Source organism: Flavobacterium xueshanense, from assembly GCF_900112975.1.
In the GTDB taxonomy this organism is placed as follows: domain Bacteria; phylum Bacteroidota; class Bacteroidia; order Flavobacteriales; family Flavobacteriaceae; genus Flavobacterium; species Flavobacterium xueshanense.
The window spans coordinates 160,272-187,219 of sequence record NZ_FONQ01000001.1; the positions used below are offsets into that span (position 1 = coordinate 160,272).

A 26,948-nucleotide genomic window follows, 5' to 3' on the forward strand; every position below is an offset into this window, starting at 1 on the left:
GTTTTTTTATAGTTCGAAACTAATTATCCTTTATTATTCATTGCAGAAAGCATTCCACCATATACGTTGTTTAAAGACGATAGATTAGAAGTCAATGACAGCATTTGATCTTTTAATTTTAAGTTATTTTCAGCAACTTCCTCATTTATTTGAGCATTTCTGGAAGCGCTTTGCAATTGTATTTTATACAAACTGTTCAATGATTCCATTTGTGCTGCAGCTAAACTTAATTCTTCACTGTATTTTTTTGTAGATGCAATAGAATCAACAGTAGGTGCAATTCCTTTTGCAGCTGATTCGAAATTTTTAATGCTGTTTCCTAAGCTTGCCATTAATTCCCCATCAATTTTAGCATCTTTTAACATAACATCTAACTTTTGAGACAATAATCCTTGTGCATCAGAAGGTGTCTCCACTTTTTTGGTAGCCGGTTTAGCTTGACCATTAGCTAATTCTGGATAAACCAAAGTCCAATCTAAATCATTATCAACTGGTTCGAATGCTGAAAGCGCAAAAATTAGTGCTTCAACAACAAGACCTATCGTAAGCATTAAGTTACCTGTTAAGAATCCAAATTCAATATGGGTAATTTTGAATAATGCTCCAATGATTACAACCGCCGCTCCCATACCGTATGCGAAATTCATTGCTTTTTTGCTTAATAATGCCATAATAGTGTTTTTAAAAATTTAATAGATTTGGTTTCTTTTTTTAATTATTTCTTTTTTCCGTTTCCCGTGGTTTGAACTCCCATATAATCCTGAACAGTTCTAAAACCGACGTAACTTCTTGCAGAATCTGCATATTCATAGTCTCGTGTGCTTACCTGTAAGAAATAAGCAACATCTTTCCATGAACCACCGCGAAGTACTTTTCGTTTATTTGAGCCATCCTGAACATTTGGATTCATTGAGGAAACGTATTCATAAGCATTTGGATCATACGAAGAATCAGTCCATTCAGATACATTTCCAGCCATATTATAAAGATTATAACCATTAGGCTCATACGATTTTGCCTCCACAGTGTACAAAGCTTCATCAGCTGCATAATCTCCTCTGTTTGGTTTAAAATTAGCTAAGAAACAACCTCTGTCATTTTTAGTATATGGTCCACCCCAAGGATATGTTGCAGACTCAAGACCTCCTCTGGCAGAATATTCCCATTCCGCTTCAGTTGGCAATCGGAAAGAATTAATCAAATCTTGTCCTTTCTTTTTCGATTTTACGTAACTATTTTTATTCAATGTTCTCCAGGCACAAAATGCTTTCGCTTGGGTCCATTTCACACCTACCACAGGATAATCTCCGTAGGCTTTGTGCCAGAAATAATCATTATGCATTGGTTCGTTGTACGAATAAGCAAAATCTTTTATCCATACAGTAGTGTCTGGATAAACGTTAACTTCTTCCGTTTTGATAAAATCTTTTCTTCTTCCGACTTTTGCTTTGGCAGCAGCCTGAATATCCATCCAAGAATAACGGAATTTCAATTTATTAACATCAATAGTTCTTAACCCATTGTAGGATTCCTCTATTGGCAAGTACATTGAATCCATTACTTCAGCATACTCCGCATCCGGATACAACTTAGTATCTTTGATTAATTTTACTTTTTTGTTCAGTTTTCTTCCCGCGTAAGGATCATCAGCAGTTCCTACACTATAATAATTATCATACATGTATTTATCATACGCCGTCATTTTTTCCGGATCAGAATCATTAAAAGCAAAATCACCAATACTTCCGCTATTTTTACCTTTAGCAGCTCCCGGATCAGCTGTTTGTCCGCTCATGTCTGCCATAATTGCTAACCGAACTCTCATAGTAGAGTCTTTTACCCATTCTACAAACTGACGGTATTCACTATTAGTGATTTCCGTTTCATCCATATAAAAGGAACGAACGGTTACTGTTTTTGTAGGAGCATCTTCCACATTAGCTAAATCATCATCTGATTTACCCATGATAAAAGAACCACCGGGAATCAAAGCCATTCCATACGGTTTTTCAGGATGCCATTTGCCGCCATTAATACCAACTAATTCTCCTTTATCGCTTGATTTACCGCAGCCGATCAAAAGGGCCAAAATTGACGTATATGCAATGAACTTCTTCATATAAATTTTGTTATCTATTCATTATTTTAAAGTGTGTAAACCTATTTATTATTTATTTATAAAACAATATTTTTATTGTGAAATTAATTCAAGTTCAAAACTAATGTTAAATAAAATACAAAAAAAATATATTATCGATAAAATACTAAAATAACCGATAAAATACATTTAAATCGAATTTTTTCATGCATTTCAGAAAGGTAAACCTACTATAAAACACATTAGTTTTCAAACCTTTTTTAAGGATTGAATTGTAAATCTAGTTCCAGCATTTATAAAATATTCTTACGCTGTGCTTTCCACCACCTTTCAGGTAATTCTTGATTGCAGGCCATTAAATATTCATCATAAGAACATGGTAATAACGTATTTCTTTTTAATTTATTATTACCATTAGAAATAAATGGAATTTCTATCCACCAGCGATCCGTTTTGCCACTTTTATAGAAAACAAGTTCCTCTCCCTCCAATGGAACAATGTATTTTAAATAGTTTTCTTTGCTTCCAAAAGGATATTCATTGGAACGATAATGAAAACCTTCAATAAAATACCAAATTACCTGTGCAATCAGCACCGATTCTTGTTTCGAATTATTGTGATTAAAAATCCCAAATGACGATACTTTATCACTTATTCCAGCGTATCGAGACAAAGAGCAAATCTCTTTTCCATTAAAACCATTTGGCTGAAATGAAATAAAATTTCCTGAATCACAAGATTTAACTGAATTTAGATCAATACTTACCAAATCAGCATCTCTGAAAACTGGCTCTGAAATAGCAATATTATTCGAAACTTCTCCTAATCGATACCCATCAAAAAATAATTTTTCAATCAAATCTATTTCTTCCTGCGAATTAAAATAAGTCTGATAGCCTATGTTACAATAGTTAAAAAGATTATTGGGTTCGTCTACAATTATTTTTGTCAAATAAGAAGCAGCAGAAAGTTCCTCCTCATCTTTACCAAAATCAAATTTACTATCGATAGAAACTAAATTTACCATTTGCTCCAAATCATCGTAGGCTCTATAAAGCGCATAAGTTATATCTTGAGAACCACCGATTACAATTGGTATTATTTTTTTCTTGATTAATCCTGCAACAACTTTTTTTACTGCAAAATAAGTGTCCGCAGCTGAATTTCCGGCGAGAATATCACCCAAATCCGCAATTGAAGCATCCCAATTACCGGGAAACAAACCATACAACTCTTTTCTGAGCGGTATTAAATCAACATCTGACACCGCTTTTTTATCTCCTCGATTTTCTAAAACGCCTATTACAGCAATTTCAATTTTGTTTAAATCAGGGAATTGTTCATTGGTGTGCAAAACTATTTTACTTCCCAGTTGCTGCGAAGTCAATCCGTTTATAAACTCTAGGATTTCATCATCTACGGGTTTCAGAAAATCAAATTCCATTCTTTACTTTTTTGCTACGGGTTTCTTAACTGCTGGTTTCTTTGCCACTGCTTTTTTTGCAGGTGCTTTTTTTGCAGCTACTTTTTTTGCAGGCGTTTTCTTGGCAATCATTTCCTGAACTTCTGCCAATGTCAATTTAGTAGCATCAACATCTTTACTCAATTCAATTTTGGTTTTTCCTTTGGTAATAACCGAGCGTCCCCAACGGGCTTTTTCGACTAGAATCCCTTCGTCTTCCCAGTTGTGCAAAACCTTATCGATATTCTTTTGCAATTTATCCTCAATCAACGCTTCAATATCCGATTGAGACAGATTATCAAAATTGTATTTCTTACTCACATTTATAAATAAGCCGTCCCATTTTATAAAAGGACCAAAACGACCGGTTCCTTTTTGAACGCCTTCGCCTTTATAAACTGCTATTGGCGCATCAGCCAGCGTTTTTTCATCAATTAATTCTTGAGCTCTTTCAAAATCTACGTCTAATGGATTTTCGCCTTTTGGCAAAGAAACGAAAGCCGCACCATGACGAATATAAGGACCATAACGTCCATTACTTACCTCAACTTCTTCTCCTTTATATTCACCCAAATTTTTTGGCAACAAAAACAAATTCAACGTTTCCTCTAAAGTGATGTTTCCAATATTTTGATCCGTCATTAAACTGGCGAATTTTTTCTCTTCATCATCTGCAGCTCCAATTTGAGCCATTGGTCCAAATTTCCCTAAACGCACCGAAACTGGCTTACCGGTTTTTGGATCTGTTCCCAGAATTCGTTCACCACTTTCTCTTTCAGCATTGGCCTCGACATCTTTTACCGTTGGGTGAAAATTATCGTAAAACTCCTGCATCATTTTTGTCCATTCAATATTTCCTTCGGCAATTTCATCGAAATCCTGTTCTACTTTTGCAGTGAAATTATAATCTAAAATGTTTCCGAAATTCTTCACCAAGAAATCAGTAACAATCGTTCCAATATCTGTAGGCACCAATTTTCCTTTATCAGAACCTGTATTTTCTTTTAGCAACTTCTCTCCTACTTTCCCGGATTGCAATGTTAGCTGCGTATAATTACGTTCCTGACCGTCAAGATTTCCTTTCTCCACATAATTTCTGTTTATAATCGTAGAAATCGTCGGTGCGTAAGTAGAAGGACGTCCAATCCCAAGTTCTTCTAATTTTTTTACCAAAGAAGCCTCCGTATATCTTGCAGCTGCACGAGAATATCTTTCGGTTGCTGAGATGTAATTGTTCTGTAATTTCTCGTTGACTTTCATCGCCGGCAACATGCCTTCCTGCTCTTCTTCATCGTCATCATGACCTTCCAAGTATACTTTTAAGAAACCTTCAAAAAGCAATACTTCACCTGATGCAGTAAAAATTTCACCGTGATTGTTCGCTTCAATTTTCACGTTAGTACGTTCTAATTGTGCATCACTCATTTGAGAAGCCAACGTTCTCTTCCAAATCAAATCATATAAACGCGCTTGATCTCTGTCAATATCTACCGTATGACGTGACATGTCCGTAGGACGAATCGCCTCATGCGCTTCCTGTGCTCCTTTGCTTTTATTGACAAAAGTTCGAGGTTTAGAAAACTCTTTTCCGTAGGATTTGATTATTTCTGCCTGAGCAGCTTCCATCGCATCTTTGGATAAGTTCACACTATCCGTTCTCATGTACGTGATAAGTCCGGCTTCGTATAACCGTTGTGCTAGTTGCATCGTAATTCCAACAGGCAAATACAATTTACGTGCGGCTTCTTGCTGCAAAGTTGACGTTGTAAATGGACCAGTTGGTGATTTTTTGGTAGGCTTCGTTTCTAAATCGGCTACCTTATATGTAGAACCTATATTTTTATTTAAAAAATCTTCAGCTTCTTTTTTAGTACTAAAATTTTTAGGAAGTTTTGCTTTGAATGTTTTTCCAGATTCATTAGTGAATTCTGCTACAATAGAATATGTCGCTACGGCTTTGAAATTCTGAATTTCTCTTTCGCGCTCTACAACCAAACGAACGGATACTGATTGTACACGACCCGCAGAAAGTCCTCCTTTTATTTTTCTCCAAAGTACAGGCGACAATTCATAACCAACCAATCTGTCCAAAACACGACGTGCTTGTTGTGCATTGACTAAATTATAATCGATTTCTCTTGGATTATCAATCGCTTTTAAAATCGCTGTTTTAGTAATTTCGTGAAAAACAATTCGCTTAGTTTTGGTTTTGTCTAATTTTAATTCTTCGGCTAAATGCCAAGAAATAGCTTCACCCTCGCGATCCTCATCACTTGCTAACCAAACCATTTCAGCTTTTTTCGCTAGTCCTTTTAATTTGGTGACCAATGCTTTTTTATCGGCTGAAACTTCATATTTAGGTTTGAAACCATTTTCCACATCTACTCCAATTTCTTTAGATGGCAAGTCGGCAATATGTCCATAACTTGACTCCACTTGGAAATCACTTCCCAGAAATTTTTCAATTGTTTTTGCCTTTGCAGGTGATTCCACTATAACTAAATTCTTTGCCATATTCCGATTGTTTATGTCGGCAAAAGTATATGATTTTTTTAAATTTTGAGTTTTTTAAATTTTAAAAGTCAATTTAATCGTTGAATTGCGGGTTTTGACACATTTAAATTTAATAAATTTTGGACCAATTTATCAGTTTTATAAAACGACTTAAAACATTGTTAATTCTTAATCTGACATCTTGTCATATTTATTTGAATTCCCTTATCTTTGCACTTTTAAAATATAGGATGGAAAAGATTATTGAAGAAAGCAAACAAGGAGAAAGTCTTGTTTTAGAAAATAAACCCGAGAACACGAAGAAACTTTTTATTGAGAGTTACGGTTGCGCAATGAATTTTTCAGATAGCGAAATTGTAGCTTCTATATTATCCGGAAACGGATATAATACGACGCAAATTCTGGAAGAAGCCGATTTAGTTTTGGTGAATACCTGTTCGATTCGGGATAAAGCAGAGCAAACAATTCGCAAACGTTTAGAAAAATACAATGCCGTCAAACGCATCAATCCAAAAATGAAAGTAGGCGTTTTAGGCTGTATGGCGGAACGATTGAAAAGTCAATTCCTCGAAGAAGAAAAAATTGTAGACCTAGTTGTGGGTCCTGATGCCTATAAAGATTTACCGAACCTTTTGCAAGAAGTAGAAGAAGGTCGCGATGCAATTAATGTGATTTTGTCGAAAGACGAAACCTATGGCGATATTTCGCCGGTGCGATTGATGAGCAACGGAATTACGGCTTTAGTTTCTATCACCCGTGGTTGCGATAATATGTGTACGTTTTGCGTGGTACCTTTTACCCGCGGACGAGAACGCAGCCGGGAACCGCAAAGCATTATTAAGGAGATTAAGGATTTGTGGGACAAAGGGTTTAAGGAAATTACACTTTTGGGACAAAATGTGGATAGTTATTTATGGTACGGCGGCGGATTGAAAAAAGATTTTGAAAATGCAACCGAAATGCAAAAAGCTACTGCAGTTGATTTTGATCAATTGTTAGAAATGGTGGCTATTGATTTCCCAAAAATGAGAATCCGATTTTCGACATCAAATCCACAAGATATGCACGAAAGTATTTTGCACGTGATTGCAAAACATCCTAATATATGTAAGCACATTCACTTGCCGGTTCAATCAGGAAGCAATAGAATTTTAGCGGCAATGAATCGTTTGCACACGCGTGAAGAATACATGACTTTGATTGATAAAATCAGGGCTATTATTCCGAATGGTTCAATTTCACAGGATATGATTTCAGGTTTTCCAACAGAAACCGAAGAAGATCATCAAGACACCTTGAGTTTGATGGAATATGTGAAATATAATTTTGGATATATGTATTCGTATTCAGAACGTCCGGGAACCTTGGCAGGAAGGAAAATGGAAGATGATGTTACCGAAGAAACTAAAGCGCGAAGATTGCAGGAAATTGTCGATTTACAACAAAAACACGCTTGGTTGCGCGCTAAGGAATTCATTGGTCAAACAGTAGAAGTTTTGATAGAAAAAGTTTCAAAAAAATCAACAGAAGAGTTTTCTGGAAGGAATTCACAAAGTATTACGGTAGTTTTTCCAAAAGAAGATTATAAAATCGGTGCTTTTGTTTTAGTTAAAATTGAAAGCTGCACCAGCGGAACCTTAAAAGGAACAGCAGTTGGTTTGAGTGAAATGAATTGATTTTGTTACCACAAATTTCACAAATTCCCACAAATTCCCACAAATTCATTAAATTAAAAAATCTAATATCAATGAGTCTAATGAATATTATTACAAAAAAAATGAAAACTACGAAATAGTTGGTATTTGTATGGAAGTCCATCGAATATTAGGACTTGGTTTACTTGAAATTGTGTATAAAGATGCATTAGAAATAGAATTCAAAAATCATAATATTCCTTACGAAAGAGAAAAAGAATATAGTGTGGAATACAAGGGAATTATTTTGCCTCATAAATTTACGCCGACTTTGTTGTGTATACCGATATTATTCTAAAAGTAAAATCAATAAAAGAAATCATCAATGATCATCTTGCGCAAACATTAAATTACGTAAAATTAGCCACTACTCCCGTTGGAATAATTGCAAACTTTCAAAATAAATCGTTAGTTCACAAAAGATTAATAAATACCTAAAATTATCCATTTGCGAAAATTTGTGTAATTTGTGGTTGAGAAAAAACATATGGAATCAGTTCAAAACATAAAACAACGATTTGAGATTATCGGAAATGATCCGAAGCTTAATCGTGCGATAGAAAAAGCCATTCAGGTAGCTCCTACGGACATTACGGTACTAGTAGCAGGAGAAAGCGGAGTTGGAAAAGAGAATATTCCCAGAATTATTCATTCGCTTTCGCATAGAAAGCACGGAAAATATATTGCCGTAAACTGTGGTGCGATTCCTGAAGGAACAATAGACAGTGAACTCTTTGGACATGAAAAAGGTGCTTTTACCGGAGCAACAGGAACCCGTGAAGGCTATTTTGAAGTCGCTGACGGTGGAACTATTTTTCTGGATGAAGTTGGTGAATTACCGTTAACCACTCAGGTGCGTTTGTTACGTGTTCTTGAAAATGGGGAGTTTATAAAAGTAGGCTCTTCACAAGTGCAGAAAACTGATGTGCGAATCGTTGCTGCAACCAATGTTAATTTATTTGATGCTATCGAAAAAGGTAAATTCCGTGAAGATTTATATTATCGTTTGAGTACGGTGGATATTACTTTGCCGCCTTTGCGCGATCGAAAAGATGACATTCATTTATTGTTTAGGAAATTCGTTGCTGATTTTGCTCATAAATATAAAATGCCTCCTTTGAAACTAGACGAAAATGCGGTTCAGTTACTGCAAAAATTTCGTTGGAGCGGAAACATCCGACAATTGCGAAATGTAGCGGAACAAATCTCCGTTTTGGAAACAAACAGAGATATATCTGCCGTGACCTTACAATCTTATTTGCCAGCGCAGGGAAGCAATTTACCTTCTGTAATTAAAGACAAAAAAAGCGAAACGGATTTTAGTACCGAAAGGGAAATTTTGTACAAAGTGCTTTTCGACATGAAAAGTGATTTGAATGATTTGAAAAAATTAACGCTGGAATTGATTCAAAATGGAGGTTCAAAAGTACAAGAGACGAATCAAAATTTGATTAAAAAAATATACGGTTCAAAAGAAAGCGATAGTGAAATAGATTTTGAAGAAGAACCGAGAGCATCATTAATAGCGGCTCAAAACAATGAGGATTTATATCAAGAACAGGACGACAATTATCTTTTTGCAGAAACTGTCGAGGAAGAAGAAACCTTGCGTTTAGAACAAAAAGAAATCGAAATGATTATAAAATCATTAGAAAAAAACAAAGGAAAACGAAAAGCTGCCGCGGATGAATTGGGCATTTCTGAAAGAACTTTATACAGAAAAATTAAGCAATTTGATTTGTAGTTTTTTTAACAAAGACACAAGGACGTATATGCTTTGATTGAAAATGAATATATTTGACCAAAGTTTTAGCACACTGGCGAAGCAATTTTTAAAATAGAAAATGAAACAAATAAAACTTATTCTTCTTTCGATAATTATAGTGAGTATCAACAGCTGCTCGGTTTATAACTTTACAGGAACCGGTAAAATTGATGCCGAAACATTTCAAGTGGGCTTTTTTCAGAATAATGCGGAACTAATTGAACCCGGAATTGACCGCACCTTTACATTAGAACTTCAAGATTTGATTTTGAACCAAACCAATTTGAACTTGGTCAAAAACGGTGCTGATTTGACGTACGAAGGAGAAATTGTAGATTACAGAATAAGTCCAATGACAGCAACCGCGGATCAGAGAGCTGCTCAAAACCGTCTGACGATTCGAGTGAATGTTCGTTTTACCAATAAGAAAAAAGAAGCAGATGATTTTGAAAAACCATTCACATTTTTCTATGATTATCCTGCAGAACAACAATTAACAGGAGCTACATTAAACTCAGCTTTGAAAGATATTTTTGAAAGAATAACACAAGATATCTTTAATGAGTCATTAGCTAAATGGTAAATTAAAGTTTAATTATTGAACTGTTTGATCGATTAAACAGTTTAATAATTCCACAATTAAACATTAAAAATGAACGTAACCGATTATACTTATTTGATTAACAAACCCGATGCTGTCCATGAAAAGCAAACGGAAGCTTTAGAAAAAGTATTGGAAGAGTTTCCATATTTTCAAAGTGCCAGAGCGATTCAATTAAAAGGACTTTATAATCAAAATAGTTTTAAATACAATGCTGCTTTAAAAATAACGGCAGCCTATTCAACGGATAGATTGGTTTTATTTGATTTCATCACATCGGATACTTTTACGTCAATTCATAAAAGTCTGTACGATAGAAAAGCCCTCGAAATTCTAGACCTAGAAGTGATCGATAGTGAAATTATTATTGCTAAAGAAAAATTAGAACTTAAAATAACCACATTAGAACAATCTATTCTGACTTCAATAAAGGAAGCTTCTCCAATCGAAAAAAAGGATTGTCCAACAACAGTTGAAGAAAAGTTAGCCATTGGTACACCGTTGGATTTCTCCAAAAAGGAACAACATTCCTTCCAAGAATGGCTTCAGCTTTCGCGTACGGAACCTATCAAAAGAGAAAGTGAGCAACCAATTAATGAACCTGCTCCACTTATAGATGCCGACAAGAGGAAAAAAATAGAACTTATCGATAAATTTATTGAAAAGAGTCCGAAGATTTCTCCAGTAAAACATGGAGTGCCTTCTACTGCTAATTTCGACCAAAATGCAGCGGACAATTCTTCGCTGATGACAGAGACTTTAGCCCGTGTTTATTTGGAACAAAAAAAATATCAAAAAGCGATTCAAGCTTATGAAATATTAATTTTGAAATATCCAGAAAAAAGTAGTTTCTTTGCAGACCGCATATCGGATATTAAGATTTTACAACATAATAATAATTAAACAATGAGCACATTTTCAATTTTTTTAGTTTTAATAACTATAGTTTGTTTTCTATTAATCGTAGTTATCATGGTTCAAAACCCTAAAGGTGGCGGATTATCCTCTACAATAGGTGGTGCTCAAATGTTAGGTGGAGTACAAAAAACCACTGACTTTTTAGACAAAAGCACATGGACATTAGCAACTATACTAATTGCACTTATATTACTTTCAAGCTTAAGCTTTACAGGAACATTAAGTGATACAGATTCGAAAATCATTGAAAACACAGGAAGTTCCGTACCAGCAACAAACACGCCAGTTGCTCCTGCACAAAACACACCTGCCGCAACAAATCCAGCGCAATAAATCATTACAACGTAATCTAAATGCCAGCCTGTCAAAGCTGGCATTTTTTATAAGAAATTATGTCAGTGTTAGTAGGATGGCACAATTTCTGAAATCTTTATCGCAGTTAAAATAAATAATATAAATTATAAAATTATGGCTTTAAACATCAAACCACTTTCAGACAGAGTTCTTATCGCGCCCGTTGCTGCTGAAACAAAAACTGCTTCAGGGATTTTTATTCCAGATACAGCCAAAGAAAAACCACAAAAAGGGACTGTTGTTGCTGTTGGAAACGGAACAAAAGACCACACCATGACTGTAAAAATTGGTGATTCTGTCCTTTACGGAAAATACGCCGGTACTGAATTAAAACTGGAAGGAAAAGATTATTTGATTATGCGTGAAGACGATATTTTAGCAATTATCTAAATAGTATTCAATCTGAAAAATTAAGTATCGAGACAATTTAACTCGATAGCTTTGCTGGAACTGGTGAAGGGAACTTAAAAAAAATTAAATTAATAATGAGGATGCGATCGCTTCGTACCTCGCAATGACAACAAAAATGGCAAAAGATATAAAATTTGATATTGAAGCACGTGACGGATTAAAACGTGGTGTTGATGCATTAGCAAATGCAGTAAAAGTAACGCTAGGACCAAAAGGTCGTAACGTAATTATTGGAAAAGCTTTTGGTGGACCAACTGTTACTAAAGATGGTGTTACTGTTGCAAAAGAAATTGAATTGAAAGATCCATTGGAAAACATGGGCGCTCAAATGGTGAAAGAAGTAGCATCTAAAACTAATGATTTAGCTGGAGACGGAACTACAACTGCAACAGTTTTGGCACAAGCAATTGTAAAAGAAGGTTTGAAAAACGTCGCTGCGGGAGCAAATCCTATGGATTTGAAACGTGGTATTGACAAAGCGGTTGAAGCTATTGTAGCTGACTTAGCAAAACAAGCAAAAGTAGTAGGAAGTGATTCTGAAAAAATAAAACAAATTGCTTCAATTTCAGCTAATAACGACGAAGTAATTGGTGAATTAATCGCTACTGCTTTCGCAAAAGTTGGAAAAGAAGGTGTTATTACTGTCGAGGAAGCCAAAGGAACGGATACGTATGTTGATGTTGTAGAAGGGATGCAATTTGACAGAGGATATCTTTCTCCTTATTTTGTGACTAATTCAGAAAAAATGGAAGTAGAATTGGAAAATCCTTACATCCTTTTGTATGACAAAAAAGTATCTTCTTTAAAAGAATTATTACCCGTTTTGGAGCCAGTTGCTCAATCTGGAAAACCATTATTAATTATTGCTGAAGATGTTGATGGCGAAGCATTATCTACATTGGTGGTAAATAAATTACGTGGAGCCCTGAAAATCGCTGCTGTAAAAGCGCCTGGTTTTGGAGACAGAAGAAAAGCAATGTTGGAAGATATCGCTATCTTAACTGGAGGAACTGTAATTTCAGAAGAAAGAGGATACACTTTAGAGAACACAACTATCGAGATGTTAGGAACTGCTAAAAAAGTGACTATCGACAAAGACAATACAACGATTGTAAGTGGAGCTGGTGAAGCTGATATGATCAAAAATCGTGTAAACCAAATTAAAGGTCAAATGGAAGCTACAACTTCTGATTATGACAAAGAAAAGTTGCAAGAACGTTTGGCTAAATTAGCTGGGGGAGTTGCTGTACTTTATGTTGGTGCTGCTTCTGAAGTAGAAATGAAAGAGAAAAAAGACAGAGTTGATGATGCGCTTCACGCAACTCGTGCTGCTGTTGAAGAAGGAATTGTTGCTGGTGGTGGTGTTGCTTTATTGAGAGCTAAAAACGCACTTAGCGCTATTAAAGCTGATAATGCTGATGAAGCAACCGGAATTCAAATTGTATCTCGTGCAGTAGAATCTCCATTAAGAACAATTGTTGAAAATGCCGGACTTGAAGGTTCAGTTGTTGTTGCAAAAGTTGCTGAAGGTTCGGGTGATTTTGGATACAACGCAAAAACGGATGAATATGTTGATATGCTTAAAGCAGGAATTATTGATCCTAAAAAAGTAACGCGTGTAGCATTAGAAAACGCAGCTTCGGTTGCCGGAATGATATTGACTACTGAATGTGCTTTGATTGATATCAAAGAAGATAATGGTGGTGGAAACCCAATGGGTGGTGGTATGCCAGGAATGATGTAATAGCATTTTCCTTTATATAAAAAAACCGTCCCGATAAAATCGGGACGGTTTTTTTATGAGTTAATTTGTTTATTCTTGCACTTTTGATTTCTTACTAAACTTGTAAATTACGGGCAGAACAGTAATTGCAACTAAAATTAATACAATTAACTCGATGTGTTCTTTTAAATCAATCCGATAATTTTCAAGCAAGAAACCATATAAATAATGTCCGGCAAAAATTAAAGTGAAAGACCAGATAAATGAACTTAGGACATTATAAAACATGAATTTTTGTTTGTCCATGGATACAATTCCAGCTACGATGGGTGCAAAGGTTCTTAATATTGGAAGAAAACGGGCGAAGATGATTGCTTTTCCACCGTATTTTTCAAAAAAGTCTTTTGATTGAACCAAATATTTTTTCTTAAACCAAAAACTATCTTCCTTATTGTACAAATAGTATCCGCTTTTTGATCCAAACCAGTATCCTACAATATTTCCTAAAATTCCTGATAACGCTACAAGCGTTGATAAAAGTACAACATTTATAAAATCATTATCAATAAATAGAATGTTTTCTATTAATTCTCGGCTGTAAATTCCCGCCAAAAACAAAAGACTATCTCCAGGTAAAAAGAAACCCGCAAAGAGACCTGTTTCGGCAAATACGATAAATAAAACTATATAGATTCCCAGTTTAATCCCATTAACATCAAAATGAATATAAAAAAGTGGGTCAATTAAATTCTTCCAATCAAAATCGTTCATTCTACGGTGTTTTATGCTAAAATTATTTGTGCGTGAAAGTACGGATAATATATCTTAAGAACAATTTATTGCTTTATTTTAAAGTTTTATTAACGGTTGAACACCACGCTTCTATTTAGAAATACTTAGTACAGGCTCATTTATAAAAATCTTCCAAAAAATTGTATGTTTTCCCACTAAGCTACTTGGTGCAAGAAATAGAAATCACTTACGCAAAACTAATCACAACTCAAACTCTTGGCCTATTAAAGGAACTTTACAATCAAAACCATATTTTTCATGGACTTTTATACGGAGTTCATCCAGCGGCTCATTTTCACCATGAACTAAGAATATTTTGGTTGGTTTATTTTCTAATTCTGATAACCAATTGAGTAAATCATTTTGATCACCATGTGCTGACAAGCCCTGTATTTCTAAAATTTTTGCCTTTACCGGATAATATTGTCCATGAATTTTAATTTTTTTCGCCCCTTCCAGCAATTTTCTTCCGCGTGTTCCTTCGGCTTGATATCCTACAATAATTACAGTAGTTTGTGGCAAAATGATATACTGCTCTAAATAACTCAATACTCTTCCTCCCGTGAGCATTCCGCTGGCAGCAATTACTACTTTAGGTTGTTCATCATAAATAACCTCCATGGTTTCCTGATAGTCCGAAACTAACGAGAACATTTTACTCATTTCGGCACATTCTTCCAAGGACAACTTATGCCATTGTTGGTTACTAGAAAAAATATTTAGCGCATTAATTCCCATTGGAGTGTCAATGATGTATGGAATATTAGGAATTCTATCTTCTTCCCTGAGCTGCCACAACAAGTACATGATGGTTTGGGCACGCTCTACGGCAAAACTCGGAATAATAATCGTTCCACCTTTGTCAACCGCGTTATTAATGTATATTTCCAATTCTAATTTGGCATCCGTTTTAGGATGGATCCGATCACCATAGGTACTTTCGAGAAAAACATAATCAGCTTTTTTGGGTTTAGTTGGCGGATACATCAACACATCATCATCCCGACCAATATCTCCGGAAAAAACTAATGTTTTATTTTCAAGGGTTAACGCAATACTGCAAGCACCCAGAATATGTCCCGCATTAGTATACACTGCTTCAATTTGCGCATCCAAAGGTATTGGCTCATTGGTTTTGATTACTCTAAATAGCGGAAAAACTTTTTCAGCTTGTTCCACATTATACAGTGACTGGGCAATTTCATGCTTAGAATATTTCCCTTCGTTCGCATTTTTAGCTTCTTCTTCCTGAATTTTAGCGCTATCTAGAAGAATTAGTTTAGTAATATCTTTTGTGGGACTGGTGCAATATATTTTCCCAGAAAATCCTTGCTTGACTAATCTGGGTAACCAGCCGCAATGATCTAAATGCCCATGTGTCAGCAACACAAAATCTATTGTGGAAGGCAAAACTGGTAGCGGATCCCAATTGAGATCCCGCAAAGGTTTTAATCCTTGGAATAATCCGCAATCAATCAAAATCCGAATTCCATTGCTTTCGATTAATGTTTTAGAACCGGTCACAGTGCCCGCTCCACCAATAAATTTAACTTTCATTTGATTTAAATTTAAAATTTAACAATCTCAGTAATCACTCCTTTTAAATATACTTACACAATTCTGACGCTTCTTTTAACACGTTTTTTATCCGATTAGGACTCAATCCTATTCTGTTTAAACAATCCGAATTATTTATAATTTCTTTTACTAAAATAATATCCAAGATCAATAATTTATCTTTTTCAGCGATGGACAAGGTCGTCAAACAGGTTACGGGATAAAGAGAATTACTGTCATTCTTAGTTTTCAAATTGTTATCTTCAGGATAATTCCAACTCAACAAACTCAATCCGGAACATTTAGCAAAAGTAATTGCATCTGCTGTAAACCGATTATTGGTCACAATCCAACATTTGGACACGATCTCTTTTCTATCAAAAATGGGATGATTTCTTTCCTTAATGTCATTAAAACGGGACAAAATACACATCGGAACTTTCACATCCGAAGCAACATCTCTGCCGGCATGATACTTACATTCGACCATGGCGATAATTTCATTTTTTTTGACCAAAACATCTATTTCATTTGAAACACATTTTCCTTGTAAAGTCAAATTGGTTATCGTTTTATAATTTTCCGAAGAAAAAATCCGTCCTATATATTTTTCGAAGAAGAAACCTGCAGGACCTAAAAGCCGAATTGCTTCTCTCAAATTATAACGTGCCGCATGGGAATTAGCCGTTTTCTTCAATAATGAAAAAGCCATTTTATAAATTTGTTTGGTAACAATTCCCTCATACATTTGTTTTTTTATGGCATGCAAAATCGAGTCTACCTCCAGCGCATTGGCGCCAGACTTTAAAAGTTATTTTTTAAGTTTGTCCAAATTAAATTCGACAATATCTCCCAAATGTTTTACTATTTTCATGTTGATAATGTTATGATAAACAATTACTTAAACCAATATTAAAGACAGATAAAAAAATTATCTGTTTTGTTTTTGATAATAAAAACCGGCAACAAACAATAATAAAAAAATAGGCTGAATCAAAAACCGACGGATATAAAATAGAACCCAATTATGGTTTTCACGAGTGAAGAAAATAATGTAGAAAAAAGCAACAATTAAAATCAAAAAAAGGAAATAATACAGAACAAAGGCAAACTTCACCATCACTATTTCTTTGAAAATGACATAAATAATACTCACTGAAATAGCGGTATTTAATGTATACCGAAATAATAATGCCAAGAACAATTGGGTTGAATTGACATTTGGCAACCTTAATTTAGTAAAATCATTTTTGAAGAAATCTAAAAAAGGATCATAAAACAACTGATTTTCAAAAGCACGAATAAGCACTAACAGTAAAACCAAAAAAAGGAATTGTATTAATCTTAGTTTGTTATTTAATATCTTAAGAAGCATATCTTGAAAATTTACGAACCCAAATTAACCATAAAATAAAAACTACACCGTAAATATACAAAGGAAAAAAGACTCCATGTAGAAATGGCTCTTGTTTTGGAAAATAAAAAATAAGCGCACTTAAAGTTGCAATTCTAAAAACATTCAGTACATAAATAAGCAGGCTTCCGCCAAAGATAAAAAGTAAAGACGCTTTTAATTTTTCGGAAAAAGCAACCACAAATGAAATAAATAAAATAATTACGCTGATTGCATTACAGCCTTCCACAATTCGGGCAACATATTTCTGCTCATAAAACAACTTCATGTAAGGATGTTCCGCACTTTCTTCAATTGAAGATTCGTCAGTAAAAAGTTGCAACACTTGTCCGGTATTTTCACTCACCATTCTTGTGATAGAATCTATTTTATTTTCCTCAAAACCTTTAAGATATTGCTGATACAAAAAAGTCAGTACTATATATGTCAAAAAAAAGGTGCCCAGAAAAAGCAAAAACGGTTTGTAGAGAATAAAATATTTTTTCAAAATCTATCTTTTAACAAATTTATGTAATTTTTGAAACTGACTTTAAATACTTTTGCATAAATAAAATAAAAAACATGACATTTCAAGAATTACAACCAAAAGTAACCGAAATCACATTAAATACAACGCAATCCAGAGACAAAAAACTTTTATCTATTTGTCAATTGTTAAGCGACTCCATAGATTATTATAATTGGGTTGGATTTTATTTTGCAAATCACGAGTCTAAAACATTGCACTTAGGGCCTTATGTAGGAGCTGAAACGGATCATACTGTAATCCCTTTCGGAAAAGGAATTTGCGGACAAGTTGCCGTTTCCAACGAAAATTTTGTAGTCCCTGACGTAGCAGCACAGGACAATTATATAGCGTGCAGTTTTACTGTAAAATCAGAAATTGTGGTACCCCTTTTTGTAAATGGCGAGAATATAGGACAAATTGATATTGATAGCCATGTCTTGGATCCATTTACTAAAGACGATGAATTATTTTTAGAGTTTGTAAATAAGGAAGTGGCACAGTTGTTTGTAAAGTAAAATAATTCATAATTGCTTCGCCCGTTTGAAAAATAAAGAAAGGTTTATTTTGTTCGTGTCATAATTATTTTTTACTTTTGCACCCGTCCTACAATAGCTGTAAGACATACATAAAAATCATTAAACAAATATTGGAATGTATTTAACTAAAGAGATTAAAGAAGAAATCTTCGCTCAACACGGAGAAAAAACAAACACTGGAAAATCAGAAGCTCAAATTGCTTTATTCACTTTCAGAATTAGCCACTTAACAGAGCACTTGAAAAAAAATCGTCATGATTATAATACAGAGCGTTCATTAGTATTGCTAGTAGGTAAAAGAAGATCTTTATTGGATTACTTGAAGAAGACAGAAATCAACAGATATCGTGAAATTATCAAAGTATTGAATATCAGAAAATAATCAATATAAAAGAGGTGCGAAAGTGCCTCTTTTTTTATTTTACAATTTAAAGTCTAATGATTCTATTTTAGTCCTGACACAAAAGGGATTAGAATCAAGACTTCACCATAAAGTTTGTACTAATTAGTATAGATCAATAAAAAAAGTTTGTTTTTCATTGGGTTTTAGGCATTAACTACGCAAAACAACAACTACAACACAACTAAAACCCATGTTTAACTAATAAATAAAATTTATGATTCCACAATTATTTGTAGAAAGTATCGATTTAGGTGATGGCAGAAACATCACAATCGAGACAGGTCGTTTAGCCAAACAAGCGGATGGATCTGTAGTAGTAAGAATAGGCAAAACTGTTATTTTAGGAACAGTTGTATCTTCAAGAAAAGCAAGTCCTGGTATCGACTTTTTACCACTTACGGTAGATTATCGTGAAAAATTTGCTGCAGCAGGACGTTTCCCTGGTGGTTTCTTCAAAAGAGAAGCGCGTCCAAGCGATAACGAAGTGTTAACAATGCGTTTAGTAGACCGTGTATTGCGTCCACTTTTCCCGGATGATTATCATGCCGAAGTTCAAGTGATGATTCAATTAATGTCTCATGACGAAGATGTAATGCCAGATGCATTAGCAGGTTTAGCCGCTTCTGCAGCTTTAGCTTTGTCTGACATTCCTTTTGAAACATTAATCTCTGAAGCTAGAGTTGGAAGAATTGATGGTAAATTCATCATCAATCCAAGTCGCGCACAATTAGCATTATCTGACATTGATATGATGATTGGAGCTTCTATGGATTCTATCGCAATGGTAGAAGGTGAAATGAAAGAAATTTCAGAAGCAGAAATGTTAGAAGCAATTAAATTTGCACACGAACACATTAAAAACCAAATTGGTGCTCAACTACGTTTGCAAGCTGCTTTTGGAAAAAAAGAAGTTCGTACTTATGAAGAAGAAAGAGAAGATGAGACTATTTATGCTAAAGTAAAAGATGCATCTTACGATAAAATTTATGCTATTGCAAGCAAAGGTTCTTCAAAACAAGCACGTACTGCTTCATTTGCAGAAGTAAAAGAAGAAGTAAAAGCATTATTTACAGAAGAAGAATTAGCCGCAAATGGCGATTTAGTTTCTAAATATTTTTACAAAACTAACAAAGAAGCGGTTCGTAACGTAACCCTGGATTTAGGAACACGTTTAGACGGAAGAAAAACTACCGAAATCAGACCAATCTGGTGTGAAGTAGATTATTTACCATCGGTACATGGATCAGCATTGTTTACACGTGGAGAAACACAAGCATTGGCAACAGCTACTTTAGGAACCTCTAGAGAAGCAAACCAAATTGACTCTCCATCACAACAAGGTGAAGAAAAATTCTACTTACATTATAACTTCCCTCCTTTCTCAACTGGTGAAGCACGTCCTTTGAGAGGAACTTCAAGAAGAGAAGTAGGTCACGGAAACTTGGCTCAACGAGCATTAAAAAACATGATTCCTGCTGATTGTCCTTATACCATTCGTGTAGTATCTGAAGTTTTAGAATCAAATGGTTCTTCTTCTATGGCTACCGTTTGCGCTGGAACATTAGCACTTATGGATGCAGGTATCCAAATGATTCGTCCAGTTTCTGGAATTGCAATGGGATTAATTACTGATGGAGAACGTTTTGCTGTATTGTCTGATATTCTTGGTGATGAGGATCACTTAGGAGATATGGATTTCAAGGTAACTGGTACTTCTGTAGGAATTACAGCGTGTCAAATGGACATCAAGATTGACGGATTGAAATACGAGATTATGGAAGCTGCTTTAGCGCAAGCTCGTGACGGTCGTTTGCATATCCTTGGAAAATTAATCGAAACTTTAGCTGAGCCAAAAGCAGATGTTAAAGCGTATGCTCCAAAAATCATTACTAGAACAATTCCTGGCAACTTTATTGGTGCATTGATTGGACCTGGAGGAAAAGTAATTCAAGAATTACAAAAAGCTACTGGAACGACTATCGTAATCAACGAAGTGGACGAACAAGGAGTTATCGAAATCTTAGGAACTGACCCTGCCGGAATTGAAGCAGTATTGGCTAAAATTAAGTCAATTACTTTCAAACCTCAAATGGGAGAAGCTTACGAAGTGAAAGTAATCAAAATGCTAGATTTTGGTGCAGTAGTAGAATATACTGCCGCTCCAGGAAACGAAGTTTTATTACACGTATCGGAACTTGCTTGGGAACGCACTGAAAATGTTTCTGATGTAGTAAAAATGGGTGATGTATTCGAAGTAAAATACTTAGGATTGGATCCAAAAACAAGAAAAGAAAAAGTGTCAAGAAAAGCACTTATGCCAAGACCTCCACGTGAGGAAAGAAAAGAGTAATCAGATCTTAGTTTACTAAAGGTTTATTTATAGAAAACCCCAATTCATGTATTTGAATTGGGGTTTTTCGCTTATAATTAAATTATTTTCAAAACAATTGTAACTTTTTTGAAACTCCATACGTATAACCATTTGTACACTTAAAAAATTGAGGAGACAAAAACATGAGACAACTTAAAATCACCAAGCAGGTTACAAATCGTGAAACTGCATCATTAGACAAATATTTACAAGAAATTGGAAAAGTTGACCTTATTACCGCTGACGAAGAGGTAGAATTAGCACAAAAGATAAAAGCTGGGGATCAAAAAGCCCTAGAAAAATTGACAAAAGCTAATTTACGTTTCGTTGTTTCGGTAGCAAAACAATACCAAAATCAAGGACTTACACTTCCTGATTTAATTAATGAAGGAAATTTAGGATTGATAAAAGCAGCACAGCGTTTTGATGAAACACGTGGTTTCAAATTCATTTCATATGCCGTTTGGTGGATTCGTCAATCTATATTACAAGCTTTGGCTGAACAATCCCGTATCGTTCGTTTGCCTTTGAACAAAATTGGTTCTATCAATAAAATCAACAAAATGTACGCTTTATTAGAACAATCTAACGAGCGTCCACCATCTGCTGAGGAAATTGCAAAAGAACTTGATATGACCGTAAATGACGTAAAAGAGAGCATGAAAAACTCTGGTCGTCACTTATCAATGGATGCGCCTCTTGTAGAAGGAGAAGATTCTAACCTTTATGACGTTTTACGTTCTGGTGAATCTCCAAATCCAGACAGAGAATTAATCCACGAATCATTGCGTACCGAAATCGAGCGTTCTTTGGAAACATTGACTCCAAGAGAGGCTGATGTTGTTCGTTTGTACTTTGGTCTTGGCGATCAACACCCAATGACATTAGAGGAAATTGGAGAAACTTTCGACTTAACTCGTGAGCGTGTACGTCAAATCAAGGAAAAAGCAATCCGTAGATTGAAACACACTTCTAGAAGTAAAATACTAAAAACGTATTTAGGATAAAATAGTCAACTGCCATAAAGTCAAAAATTATATCGTCCAACAACAATATGATTTTTGACTTTCTGCGTTCGACTAATAAGTAACGACGGTCTGATTAACTGTTCGTTTTTTGATTGATGATTGAAACTCCGGCTGATTACCGGAGTTTTGTTTTTTTTAATTTGAATTCTTTTCACTTTTCACTTTTCACTTTTCACTTTTCACTTTTCACTTTTCACTTTTTACTAATATGGCGTACCCCTCTGTAAAAACTTCGGGTCAGGCTTTCGGCTTTATCTCTCCGTTACATTTCGAGGATACCGCCTCTATCCTTTACGCAAATCGCAGGGTGATTCACTAATTGAATCTATAAAAAACTTTCTCCAATTGCTGCAAAAAAACTACTTTTGCACAAACAACAACTTAAGAATCTGAAATAAATTCAGATTAAACAACTATACAATGAAGAATACACTTATTGCACCATCAGTGCTCGCTGCTGATTTTGCCAACTTACAACGCGACATTGAAATGATTAACAACAGTGAAGCCGATTGGTTTCATATTGATATTATGGATGGCGTTTTTGTTCCCAATATTTCTTATGGAATGCCAGTTTTGGAAGCCATCAGCCGTCATGCAAAAAAAACAATTGACGTACACTTGATGATTGTAGATCCTGACCGTTACATAAAAACCTTTGCTGAATTAGGCGCTAATATTCTAAGTGTACACTATGAAGCTTGTACACACCTTCACAGAACGCTACAAGCAATCAAAGCCGAGGGAATGAAAGCTGGAGTTGCTATTAATCCACATACTAATATTGATTTATTGGAAGATGTAATCAATGATATCGATTTGGTTTGTATTATGAGTGTAAATCCTGGTTTTGGAGGCCAATCTTTTATAGAAAACACCTATGCTAAAATTGAAAAGCTAAAAGCTTTAATCACCAAAAAAGGGGCCAGAACACTTATTGAAGTAGATGGTGGCGTTACCAATAAAAATGCAAAACAACTTGTAGAAGCCGGAGCGGATGTTTTAGTAGCAGGAAGTTTTGTTTTCAAAGCAGAAAATCCAACCCAAACGATACACGATTTAAAGAAACTCACAAACTTCTAAAAAAATGGCGCTTCAAGCGCCATTTTTTATTTCAACTATTCTTCTTTGAAATTAATCATTGTAGCAACATGCTCATACAATTCAGGATGGGAACTTTTAAAAATACGGGGCGTCTCAAAAAAATGTTCCAGAATTACCGATAAAAATTCAAATTGATTTTCAAACGCATACACTCTAAAATAATTATTTTTAGTCGGGTCGATTTTCAAAACTGGATCGCTGTAATATTTCAAGACTTCATTAAATGCATCAAAAAACACAATTGCGCTTGAATCATTGCTTTTTAAACAATGAAAATGCAACACATGTGAAAACTCATGTAAACCCAAATTAATATTATCATTTGAAGTCCCAAGACCAAGTAAAAAATCTTCCCATGAAAAAACGATTGCTTTCATTTTAGGATTAAATTCTCCTTTATGATACACTTGATTCACAGTAGACAAATAACTGGAAGGATAAATAATTATTTTATCGAACAAACGGATTAGATAATTTCTCATTCCAAAAGTTAACATTACATACGTTCCGGCAATCAAAATTTGCATGTCTTCAGTAATGAAAATCTCTTTACCGGTAAATTGATAGTTCGCAATAAACACATTCACCCGATGTTCAAAATACATTTTTCTTTTTGGGGCAAGCCTACAATAAAACGGAAAATAATTTACTAAAATTTGGCGTTGGTTTGATTTCAATTTCTTGGAAAAAGGATACCAATGAATATAAAGCGGTTTATTGAACAGCAACAAATAAATAGGCTCCAAAATTCCGAAAATAATTACCACAAGGAATAACACCCCAAACAAAAGGAAAATAAAAAGTTGAATTATCATATTTTGTACCCTTTATAAAATGAAAATGCTTCAAAACAACCAAGTTTACTTGAATTTTTTTGAAGCATTTGTATCTATCTTTGTGACCGCGACAGGGTTCGAACCTGCAACCCTCAGAGTCGAAATCTGATATTCTATCCAGTTGAACTACGCAGCCAGTTTAAAATTTTTAGATTTTTAGAATATTGGAAAAATCCAAATATCAAATAATCTAAAAATTTAATTTATGTTAGCAATTTTTTTACAATAGTAGAAATAGTTTTTCCTTCAGCAGTTCCTCCTAATTGTGCAGCCGCTAAACCCATTACTTTTCCCATTGATGCAATTCCTGACGCACCTGTTTCGGCGATGATTTTTGCAATCACTGCTTCTACTTCAGCCTCACTTAATTGTGCCGGCAAGAATTTCTCAATTACTGCAATTTGAGCCAATTCTGGTTCAGCTAAATCCATTCTGTTTTGCTCTGTAAAAATTCTAGCGCTTTCCTTACGGGTTTTCACTAGTCTTTGAAGCAATTTAACCTCATCATCTTCTGTAATTTCTTCCTTAGATCCTGTTGCTGTTTGTGCTAATAAGATTTCAGATTTGATAGCTCTCAAAGCTTCAAGTGCAAATGTATCTTTGGCTCTCATGGCGGTTTTTATTTCGTCCATAATTTGTTCTGATAAACTCATATTTTCTTTTGTTAATTTGGTTAATCGATGTTTGTATAATCGATTGTTGAAATACTACTTCTCATAATAATTTTTTGCCCCAGATGATAAAGAAAAACGCCTGTTTTTTTTTTGCGGGACTTGCAACGACTACTGGATTAAATCCCGACAAATTTAAAGAATTTTACTGGGATTTACAACAGATCGATTCATTCTCGCGGTACAAAAAAATAACCCGAAAATTGAATTTAATTTTCGGGCTGCCTCATTTTGATTTGAGTTAATTAATCTACGTTATCGTGTAAATATGAGTTGTTTGAACGCAACTGCAAATCGTTATTGCTGTCGGTTCCAACAGATATTCTTGAATTTATAGTATTCAATTGATTGTTTGAGATGTCAATTCCTAATCTTTTGTAAGCAGGTTCTTTTTCATACTCATCAATTTTAGAAACATTATTATGAAACTTATAATTGAATTCTTTTAATTTTTTTCTTCTTTCGTCAGCTCTCATTCGCAACGATTCTTCGATTGTCATTTCGGTAGCAGAAATATCTTCAAAATCAACCGCCGTATTATCAAATCGCTCTACATGTTTCATTGTGATATTTAACTCCGCCGGAACAACAATTTCTGGTGCTTTTACAACTGGCTTAGTTATGAAATCAGGCTCCGCTTCCATGTATTCTTCTAAAGAATATTTGATGATTCCGTTGTCTGACAATTCGGTTACGGGAACAAACTGAACTGCTTCATTTACTTTAATGTCACATGTTTCATTTGTTAGTTCAAACATAACTTTATTTTCCTCAACTTGCGCTACCGGTTCTGTTTTAAAAAGTGGTAAATCAAATGAGAACGTAGTTTGCTCTTGTCTTTCAACTGCTTTTGGCTGTACCGCTTTTACTTCAGCTACAGGAGATGAAAAAGTAAAATCAATATCTGTAATTGGAGAAACGATTTCGAAAGTAACATCTAAATTTTTAATAAATTTAGACATAATAATCAATTCATCATTATTGATTGTTGGCGCGGTAACAACAGGTTCCGGCACAACAACTGTATCTTCGACTAAATCAAAAACAATTCTGTCATTTGAGTTAGAAACCGGTGAAGATTCCATATTAAAATCAAATCCAGCAACCGTTTTGTTACTTAAATTGTGTACACTTCTTTGTTCATCCTCCAGTGTGTGAATTATTTTTTTTGGCTCCGTATTAACGATTCCATTTTGTTGTTCAATATCAAAACCCGTAGCAATGATAGTTACTGCAATTGAGTCTCCAAGAGATTCATCTTCACCAACTCCCATAATAATATTAGCATTATGACCCGCTTCTATTTGAATATGATCATTGATTTCTCCAATTTCGTCAATCGTGATTTCATTAGTTCCAGAAACGATAAGCAACAATACGTTTTTGGCACCTGTAATTTTATTATCATTTAACAACGGAGAATCCAAGGCTGCAACAATAGCTTCCTTAGCTCTATTTTCACCTGATGAAACAGAAGACCCCATAATAGCCGTCCCGCTATTATACAATACTGTTTTAGCATCTCGTAAATCGATATTCTGAGTATAGTGATGCGTAATTACTTCAGCAATTCCTCGTGAGGCTGTAGCCAAAACTTCATCTGCTTTTGAAAACCCGGCTTTGAAACCAAGATTTCCATATACTTCTCTTAATTTATTGTTGTTGATAACAATTAGTGAATCAACTTGTTTGCGTAATTTTTCGATACCAATCAAGGCTTGTTCCTGACGGACTTTCCCTTCAAAAAGGAAAGGCAATGTCACAATTCCAACTGTAAGAATATCTCTTTCTTTAGCCAATTGTGCAATTACAGGTGCAGCACCAGTTCCGGTTCCACCACCCATACCTGCAGTAATGAAAACCATTTTAGTATTGCGGTCCAACATTTTTTCGATCTCGGAAATACTTTCAATAGCAGATTGCTGCCCTACATCAGGGTTTGCTCCAGCACCAAGTCCTTCTGTCAAATGTACTCCCAACTGAATTTTATTAGGTACAGAACTGCTCTGTAAAGCTTGAGAATCCGTATTACATACGATAAAATCCACCCCTTTAATTCCTTGCTTGAACATGTGATTTATGGCGTTACTTCCGCCTCCACCTACTCCTATAACTTTTATCACATTTGATTGGTTCTTTGGTAAATCAAATGAAATACTTCCAAATTCTGAGTCGCTCATCATTTTA

At 34.7% G+C, this 26,948-nt stretch carries 24 protein-coding genes, 1 tRNA gene and 1 pseudogene; 13 read left to right on the forward strand and 13 right to left on the reverse strand.

Going from position 1 to position 26,948, the window contains the following annotated elements; all coding sequences use genetic code 11:
- Window positions 1–23: 23 nt before the first annotated feature.
- The 4 genes from porL to topA all read right to left on the reverse strand — a co-directional run bounded on the left by porL (window position 24) and on the right by topA (window position 6,075).
- Window positions 24–671 (reverse strand): type IX secretion system motor protein PorL/GldL, encoded by a 648-nt coding sequence (gene porL / locus BMZ76_RS00660; protein WP_091202524.1) that lies wholly within the window; start codon window positions 669–671, stop codon window positions 24–26.
- 44 nt (window positions 672–715) lie between these two features.
- Window positions 716–2,119: a T9SS ring complex lipoprotein PorK/GldK gene (porK, locus tag BMZ76_RS00665; RefSeq protein ID WP_091202526.1), complete on the reverse strand. Its 1,404-nt coding sequence runs from the start codon at window positions 2,117–2,119 to the stop codon at window positions 716–718.
- A 272-nt stretch (window positions 2,120–2,391) separates the two neighbouring features.
- The gene (locus BMZ76_RS00670) at window positions 2,392–3,543 is read right to left on the reverse strand and encodes a formimidoylglutamase (RefSeq protein ID WP_091202529.1); all 1,152 of its coding nucleotides are present in this window, start codon (window positions 3,541–3,543) and stop codon (window positions 2,392–2,394) included.
- 3 nt (window positions 3,544–3,546) lie between these two features.
- On the reverse strand, window positions 3,547–6,075 hold the full coding sequence (gene topA / locus BMZ76_RS00675; RefSeq protein ID WP_091202532.1) for a type I DNA topoisomerase: 2,529 nt from the start codon (window positions 6,073–6,075) through the stop codon (window positions 3,547–3,549).
- Between the two features lie 230 nt (window positions 6,076–6,305).
- Here topA and miaB point away from each other — a divergent pair, with 230 nt between their 5' ends.
- The 8 genes and pseudogenes from miaB (at window position 6,306) to groL (ending at window position 13,562) form a co-directional block, all read left to right on the forward strand.
- Window positions 6,306–7,751, forward strand: coding sequence for a tRNA (N6-isopentenyl adenosine(37)-C2)-methylthiotransferase MiaB (miaB, locus tag BMZ76_RS00680; RefSeq protein ID WP_091202535.1), 1,446 nt, complete (start codon window positions 6,306–6,308; stop codon window positions 7,749–7,751).
- Between the two features lie 130 nt (window positions 7,752–7,881).
- Window positions 7,882–8,207: pseudogene (locus tag BMZ76_RS00685) on the forward strand (GxxExxY protein).
- A gap of 49 nt (window positions 8,208–8,256) precedes the next feature.
- Window positions 8,257–9,513, forward strand: coding sequence for a sigma-54 interaction domain-containing protein (locus BMZ76_RS00690; RefSeq protein WP_091202537.1), 1,257 nt, complete (start codon window positions 8,257–8,259; stop codon window positions 9,511–9,513).
- Between the two features lie 100 nt (window positions 9,514–9,613).
- A complete protein-coding gene (locus BMZ76_RS00695; RefSeq protein WP_091202539.1) occupies window positions 9,614–10,117 on the forward strand; it encodes an LptE family protein in 504 nt (167 codons plus the stop codon).
- Between the two features lie 69 nt (window positions 10,118–10,186).
- A complete protein-coding gene (locus BMZ76_RS00700; protein ID WP_091202541.1) occupies window positions 10,187–11,038 on the forward strand; it encodes a tetratricopeptide repeat protein in 852 nt (283 codons plus the stop codon).
- A gap of 3 nt (window positions 11,039–11,041) precedes the next feature.
- Window positions 11,042–11,386, forward strand: a complete 345-nt coding sequence (gene secG, locus BMZ76_RS00705; protein WP_091202544.1) for a preprotein translocase subunit SecG — start codon at window positions 11,042–11,044, stop codon at window positions 11,384–11,386.
- A 135-nt stretch (window positions 11,387–11,521) separates the two neighbouring features.
- Window positions 11,522–11,797, forward strand: a complete 276-nt coding sequence (locus tag BMZ76_RS00710; protein WP_091202546.1) for a co-chaperone GroES — start codon at window positions 11,522–11,524, stop codon at window positions 11,795–11,797.
- A 136-nt stretch (window positions 11,798–11,933) separates the two neighbouring features.
- Entirely contained in the window at window positions 11,934–13,562 is a 1,629-nt protein-coding gene (gene groL / locus BMZ76_RS00715) for a chaperonin GroEL (RefSeq protein ID WP_091202549.1), read from the forward strand.
- Between the two features lie 69 nt (window positions 13,563–13,631).
- Here the strand turns inward: groL and BMZ76_RS00720 are convergent, their stop codons facing one another.
- The 5 genes from BMZ76_RS00720 to xrtF all read right to left on the reverse strand — a co-directional run bounded on the left by BMZ76_RS00720 (window position 13,632) and on the right by xrtF (window position 17,791).
- The gene (locus tag BMZ76_RS00720; protein WP_091202551.1) at window positions 13,632–14,312 is read right to left on the reverse strand and encodes a DedA family protein; all 681 of its coding nucleotides are present in this window, start codon (window positions 14,310–14,312) and stop codon (window positions 13,632–13,634) included.
- Window positions 14,313–14,534: 222 nt separating this feature from the next.
- The gene (locus BMZ76_RS00725) at window positions 14,535–15,890 is read right to left on the reverse strand and encodes an MBL fold metallo-hydrolase RNA specificity domain-containing protein (protein ID WP_091202554.1); all 1,356 of its coding nucleotides are present in this window, start codon (window positions 15,888–15,890) and stop codon (window positions 14,535–14,537) included.
- Between the two features lie 43 nt (window positions 15,891–15,933).
- Window positions 15,934–16,638 carry a restriction endonuclease gene (locus BMZ76_RS00730; protein ID WP_244281721.1) on the reverse strand — a complete coding sequence of 235 codons (705 nt, stop codon included), beginning with the start codon at window positions 16,636–16,638 and terminating at the stop codon, window positions 15,934–15,936.
- A gap of 183 nt (window positions 16,639–16,821) precedes the next feature.
- Window positions 16,822–17,265, reverse strand: coding sequence for an exosortase F system-associated membrane protein (locus BMZ76_RS00735; RefSeq protein ID WP_091202556.1), 444 nt, complete (start codon window positions 17,263–17,265; stop codon window positions 16,822–16,824).
- Window positions 17,255–17,791, reverse strand: coding sequence for an exosortase family protein XrtF (gene xrtF / locus BMZ76_RS00740; RefSeq protein ID WP_091202558.1), 537 nt, complete (start codon window positions 17,789–17,791; stop codon window positions 17,255–17,257). Before xrtF ends, BMZ76_RS00735 begins: the two co-directional genes overlap by 11 nt.
- A 74-nt stretch (window positions 17,792–17,865) precedes the next feature.
- On the opposite strand from xrtF, the gene BMZ76_RS00745 reads away from it, so the two are divergent.
- From BMZ76_RS00745 to rpe, 5 genes are all read left to right on the forward strand, one after another.
- Complete coding sequence (locus tag BMZ76_RS00745) at window positions 17,866–18,327, forward strand: GAF domain-containing protein (protein ID WP_091202561.1); 462 nt, start codon at window positions 17,866–17,868, stop codon at window positions 18,325–18,327.
- Between the two features lie 136 nt (window positions 18,328–18,463).
- Complete coding sequence (gene rpsO, locus BMZ76_RS00750) at window positions 18,464–18,730, forward strand: 30S ribosomal protein S15 (protein WP_091202563.1); 267 nt, start codon at window positions 18,464–18,466, stop codon at window positions 18,728–18,730.
- A gap of 235 nt (window positions 18,731–18,965) precedes the next feature.
- Window positions 18,966–21,101 (forward strand): polyribonucleotide nucleotidyltransferase, encoded by a 2,136-nt coding sequence (locus BMZ76_RS00755; protein WP_091202566.1) that lies wholly within the window; start codon window positions 18,966–18,968, stop codon window positions 21,099–21,101.
- Between the two features lie 164 nt (window positions 21,102–21,265).
- Window positions 21,266–22,129, forward strand: coding sequence for a sigma-70 family RNA polymerase sigma factor (locus BMZ76_RS00760; RefSeq protein WP_007137700.1), 864 nt, complete (start codon window positions 21,266–21,268; stop codon window positions 22,127–22,129).
- 441 nt (window positions 22,130–22,570) lie between these two features.
- A complete protein-coding gene (rpe, locus tag BMZ76_RS00765) occupies window positions 22,571–23,233 on the forward strand; it encodes a ribulose-phosphate 3-epimerase (RefSeq protein WP_091202568.1) in 663 nt (220 codons plus the stop codon).
- 35 nt (window positions 23,234–23,268) lie between these two features.
- On the opposite strand, the gene BMZ76_RS00770 is transcribed toward rpe, so the two are convergent.
- The 4 genes from BMZ76_RS00770 to ftsZ all read right to left on the reverse strand — a co-directional run bounded on the left by BMZ76_RS00770 (window position 23,269) and on the right by ftsZ (window position 26,944).
- Window positions 23,269–24,069: a zinc-dependent peptidase gene (locus BMZ76_RS00770; protein ID WP_091202571.1), complete on the reverse strand. Its 801-nt coding sequence runs from the start codon at window positions 24,067–24,069 to the stop codon at window positions 23,269–23,271.
- Window positions 24,070–24,152: 83 nt separating this feature from the next.
- Window positions 24,153–24,226, reverse strand: a tRNA-Arg gene (locus BMZ76_RS00775).
- A 67-nt stretch (window positions 24,227–24,293) separates the two neighbouring features.
- On the reverse strand, window positions 24,294–24,743 hold the full coding sequence (locus tag BMZ76_RS00780) for a GatB/YqeY domain-containing protein (RefSeq protein WP_091202573.1): 450 nt from the start codon (window positions 24,741–24,743) through the stop codon (window positions 24,294–24,296).
- A gap of 263 nt (window positions 24,744–25,006) precedes the next feature.
- Window positions 25,007–26,944, reverse strand: a complete 1,938-nt coding sequence (ftsZ, locus tag BMZ76_RS00790; RefSeq protein WP_091202578.1) for a cell division protein FtsZ — start codon at window positions 26,942–26,944, stop codon at window positions 25,007–25,009.
- Between the last annotated feature and the right edge of the window lie 4 nt (window positions 26,945–26,948).

Excerpts from the sequence above, each read along its gene's own strand:
- porL (WP_091202524.1), bottom strand. The coding sequence starts at position 671 with ATGGCATTATTAAGCAAAAAAGCAATGAATTTCGCATACGGTATGGGA.
- porK (WP_091202526.1), bottom strand. The coding sequence starts at position 2,119 with ATGAAGAAGTTCATTGCATATACGTCAATTTTGGCCCTTTTGATCGGC.
- BMZ76_RS00670 (WP_091202529.1), bottom strand. The coding sequence starts at position 3,543 with ATGGAATTTGATTTTCTGAAACCCGTAGATGATGAAATCCTAGAGTTT.
- topA (WP_091202532.1), bottom strand. The coding sequence starts at position 6,075 with ATGGCAAAGAATTTAGTTATAGTGGAATCACCTGCAAAGGCAAAAACA.
- miaB (WP_091202535.1), top strand. The coding sequence starts at position 6,306 with ATGGAAAAGATTATTGAAGAAAGCAAACAAGGAGAAAGTCTTGTTTTA.
- BMZ76_RS00690 (WP_091202537.1), top strand. The coding sequence starts at position 8,257 with ATGGAATCAGTTCAAAACATAAAACAACGATTTGAGATTATCGGAAAT.
- BMZ76_RS00695 (WP_091202539.1), top strand. The coding sequence starts at position 9,614 with ATGAAACAAATAAAACTTATTCTTCTTTCGATAATTATAGTGAGTATC.
- BMZ76_RS00700 (WP_091202541.1), top strand. The coding sequence starts at position 10,187 with ATGAACGTAACCGATTATACTTATTTGATTAACAAACCCGATGCTGTC.
- secG (WP_091202544.1), top strand. The coding sequence starts at position 11,042 with ATGAGCACATTTTCAATTTTTTTAGTTTTAATAACTATAGTTTGTTTT.
- BMZ76_RS00710 (WP_091202546.1), top strand. The coding sequence starts at position 11,522 with ATGGCTTTAAACATCAAACCACTTTCAGACAGAGTTCTTATCGCGCCC.
- groL (WP_091202549.1), top strand. The coding sequence starts at position 11,934 with ATGGCAAAAGATATAAAATTTGATATTGAAGCACGTGACGGATTAAAA.
- BMZ76_RS00720 (WP_091202551.1), bottom strand. The coding sequence starts at position 14,312 with ATGAACGATTTTGATTGGAAGAATTTAATTGACCCACTTTTTTATATT.
- BMZ76_RS00725 (WP_091202554.1), bottom strand. The coding sequence starts at position 15,890 with ATGAAAGTTAAATTTATTGGTGGAGCGGGCACTGTGACCGGTTCTAAA.
- BMZ76_RS00730 (WP_244281721.1), bottom strand. The coding sequence starts at position 16,638 with ATGTATGAGGGAATTGTTACCAAACAAATTTATAAAATGGCTTTTTCA.
- BMZ76_RS00735 (WP_091202556.1), bottom strand. The coding sequence starts at position 17,265 with ATGCTTCTTAAGATATTAAATAACAAACTAAGATTAATACAATTCCTT.
- BMZ76_RS00745 (WP_091202561.1), top strand. The coding sequence starts at position 17,866 with ATGACATTTCAAGAATTACAACCAAAAGTAACCGAAATCACATTAAAT.
- rpsO (WP_091202563.1), top strand. The coding sequence starts at position 18,464 with ATGTATTTAACTAAAGAGATTAAAGAAGAAATCTTCGCTCAACACGGA.
- BMZ76_RS00755 (WP_091202566.1), top strand. The coding sequence starts at position 18,966 with ATGATTCCACAATTATTTGTAGAAAGTATCGATTTAGGTGATGGCAGA.
- BMZ76_RS00760 (WP_007137700.1), top strand. The coding sequence starts at position 21,266 with ATGAGACAACTTAAAATCACCAAGCAGGTTACAAATCGTGAAACTGCA.
- rpe (WP_091202568.1), top strand. The coding sequence starts at position 22,571 with ATGAAGAATACACTTATTGCACCATCAGTGCTCGCTGCTGATTTTGCC.
- BMZ76_RS00770 (WP_091202571.1), bottom strand. The coding sequence starts at position 24,069 with ATGATAATTCAACTTTTTATTTTCCTTTTGTTTGGGGTGTTATTCCTT.
- BMZ76_RS00780 (WP_091202573.1), bottom strand. The coding sequence starts at position 24,743 with ATGAGTTTATCAGAACAAATTATGGACGAAATAAAAACCGCCATGAGA.
- ftsZ (WP_091202578.1), bottom strand. The coding sequence starts at position 26,944 with ATGATGAGCGACTCAGAATTTGGAAGTATTTCATTTGATTTACCAAAG.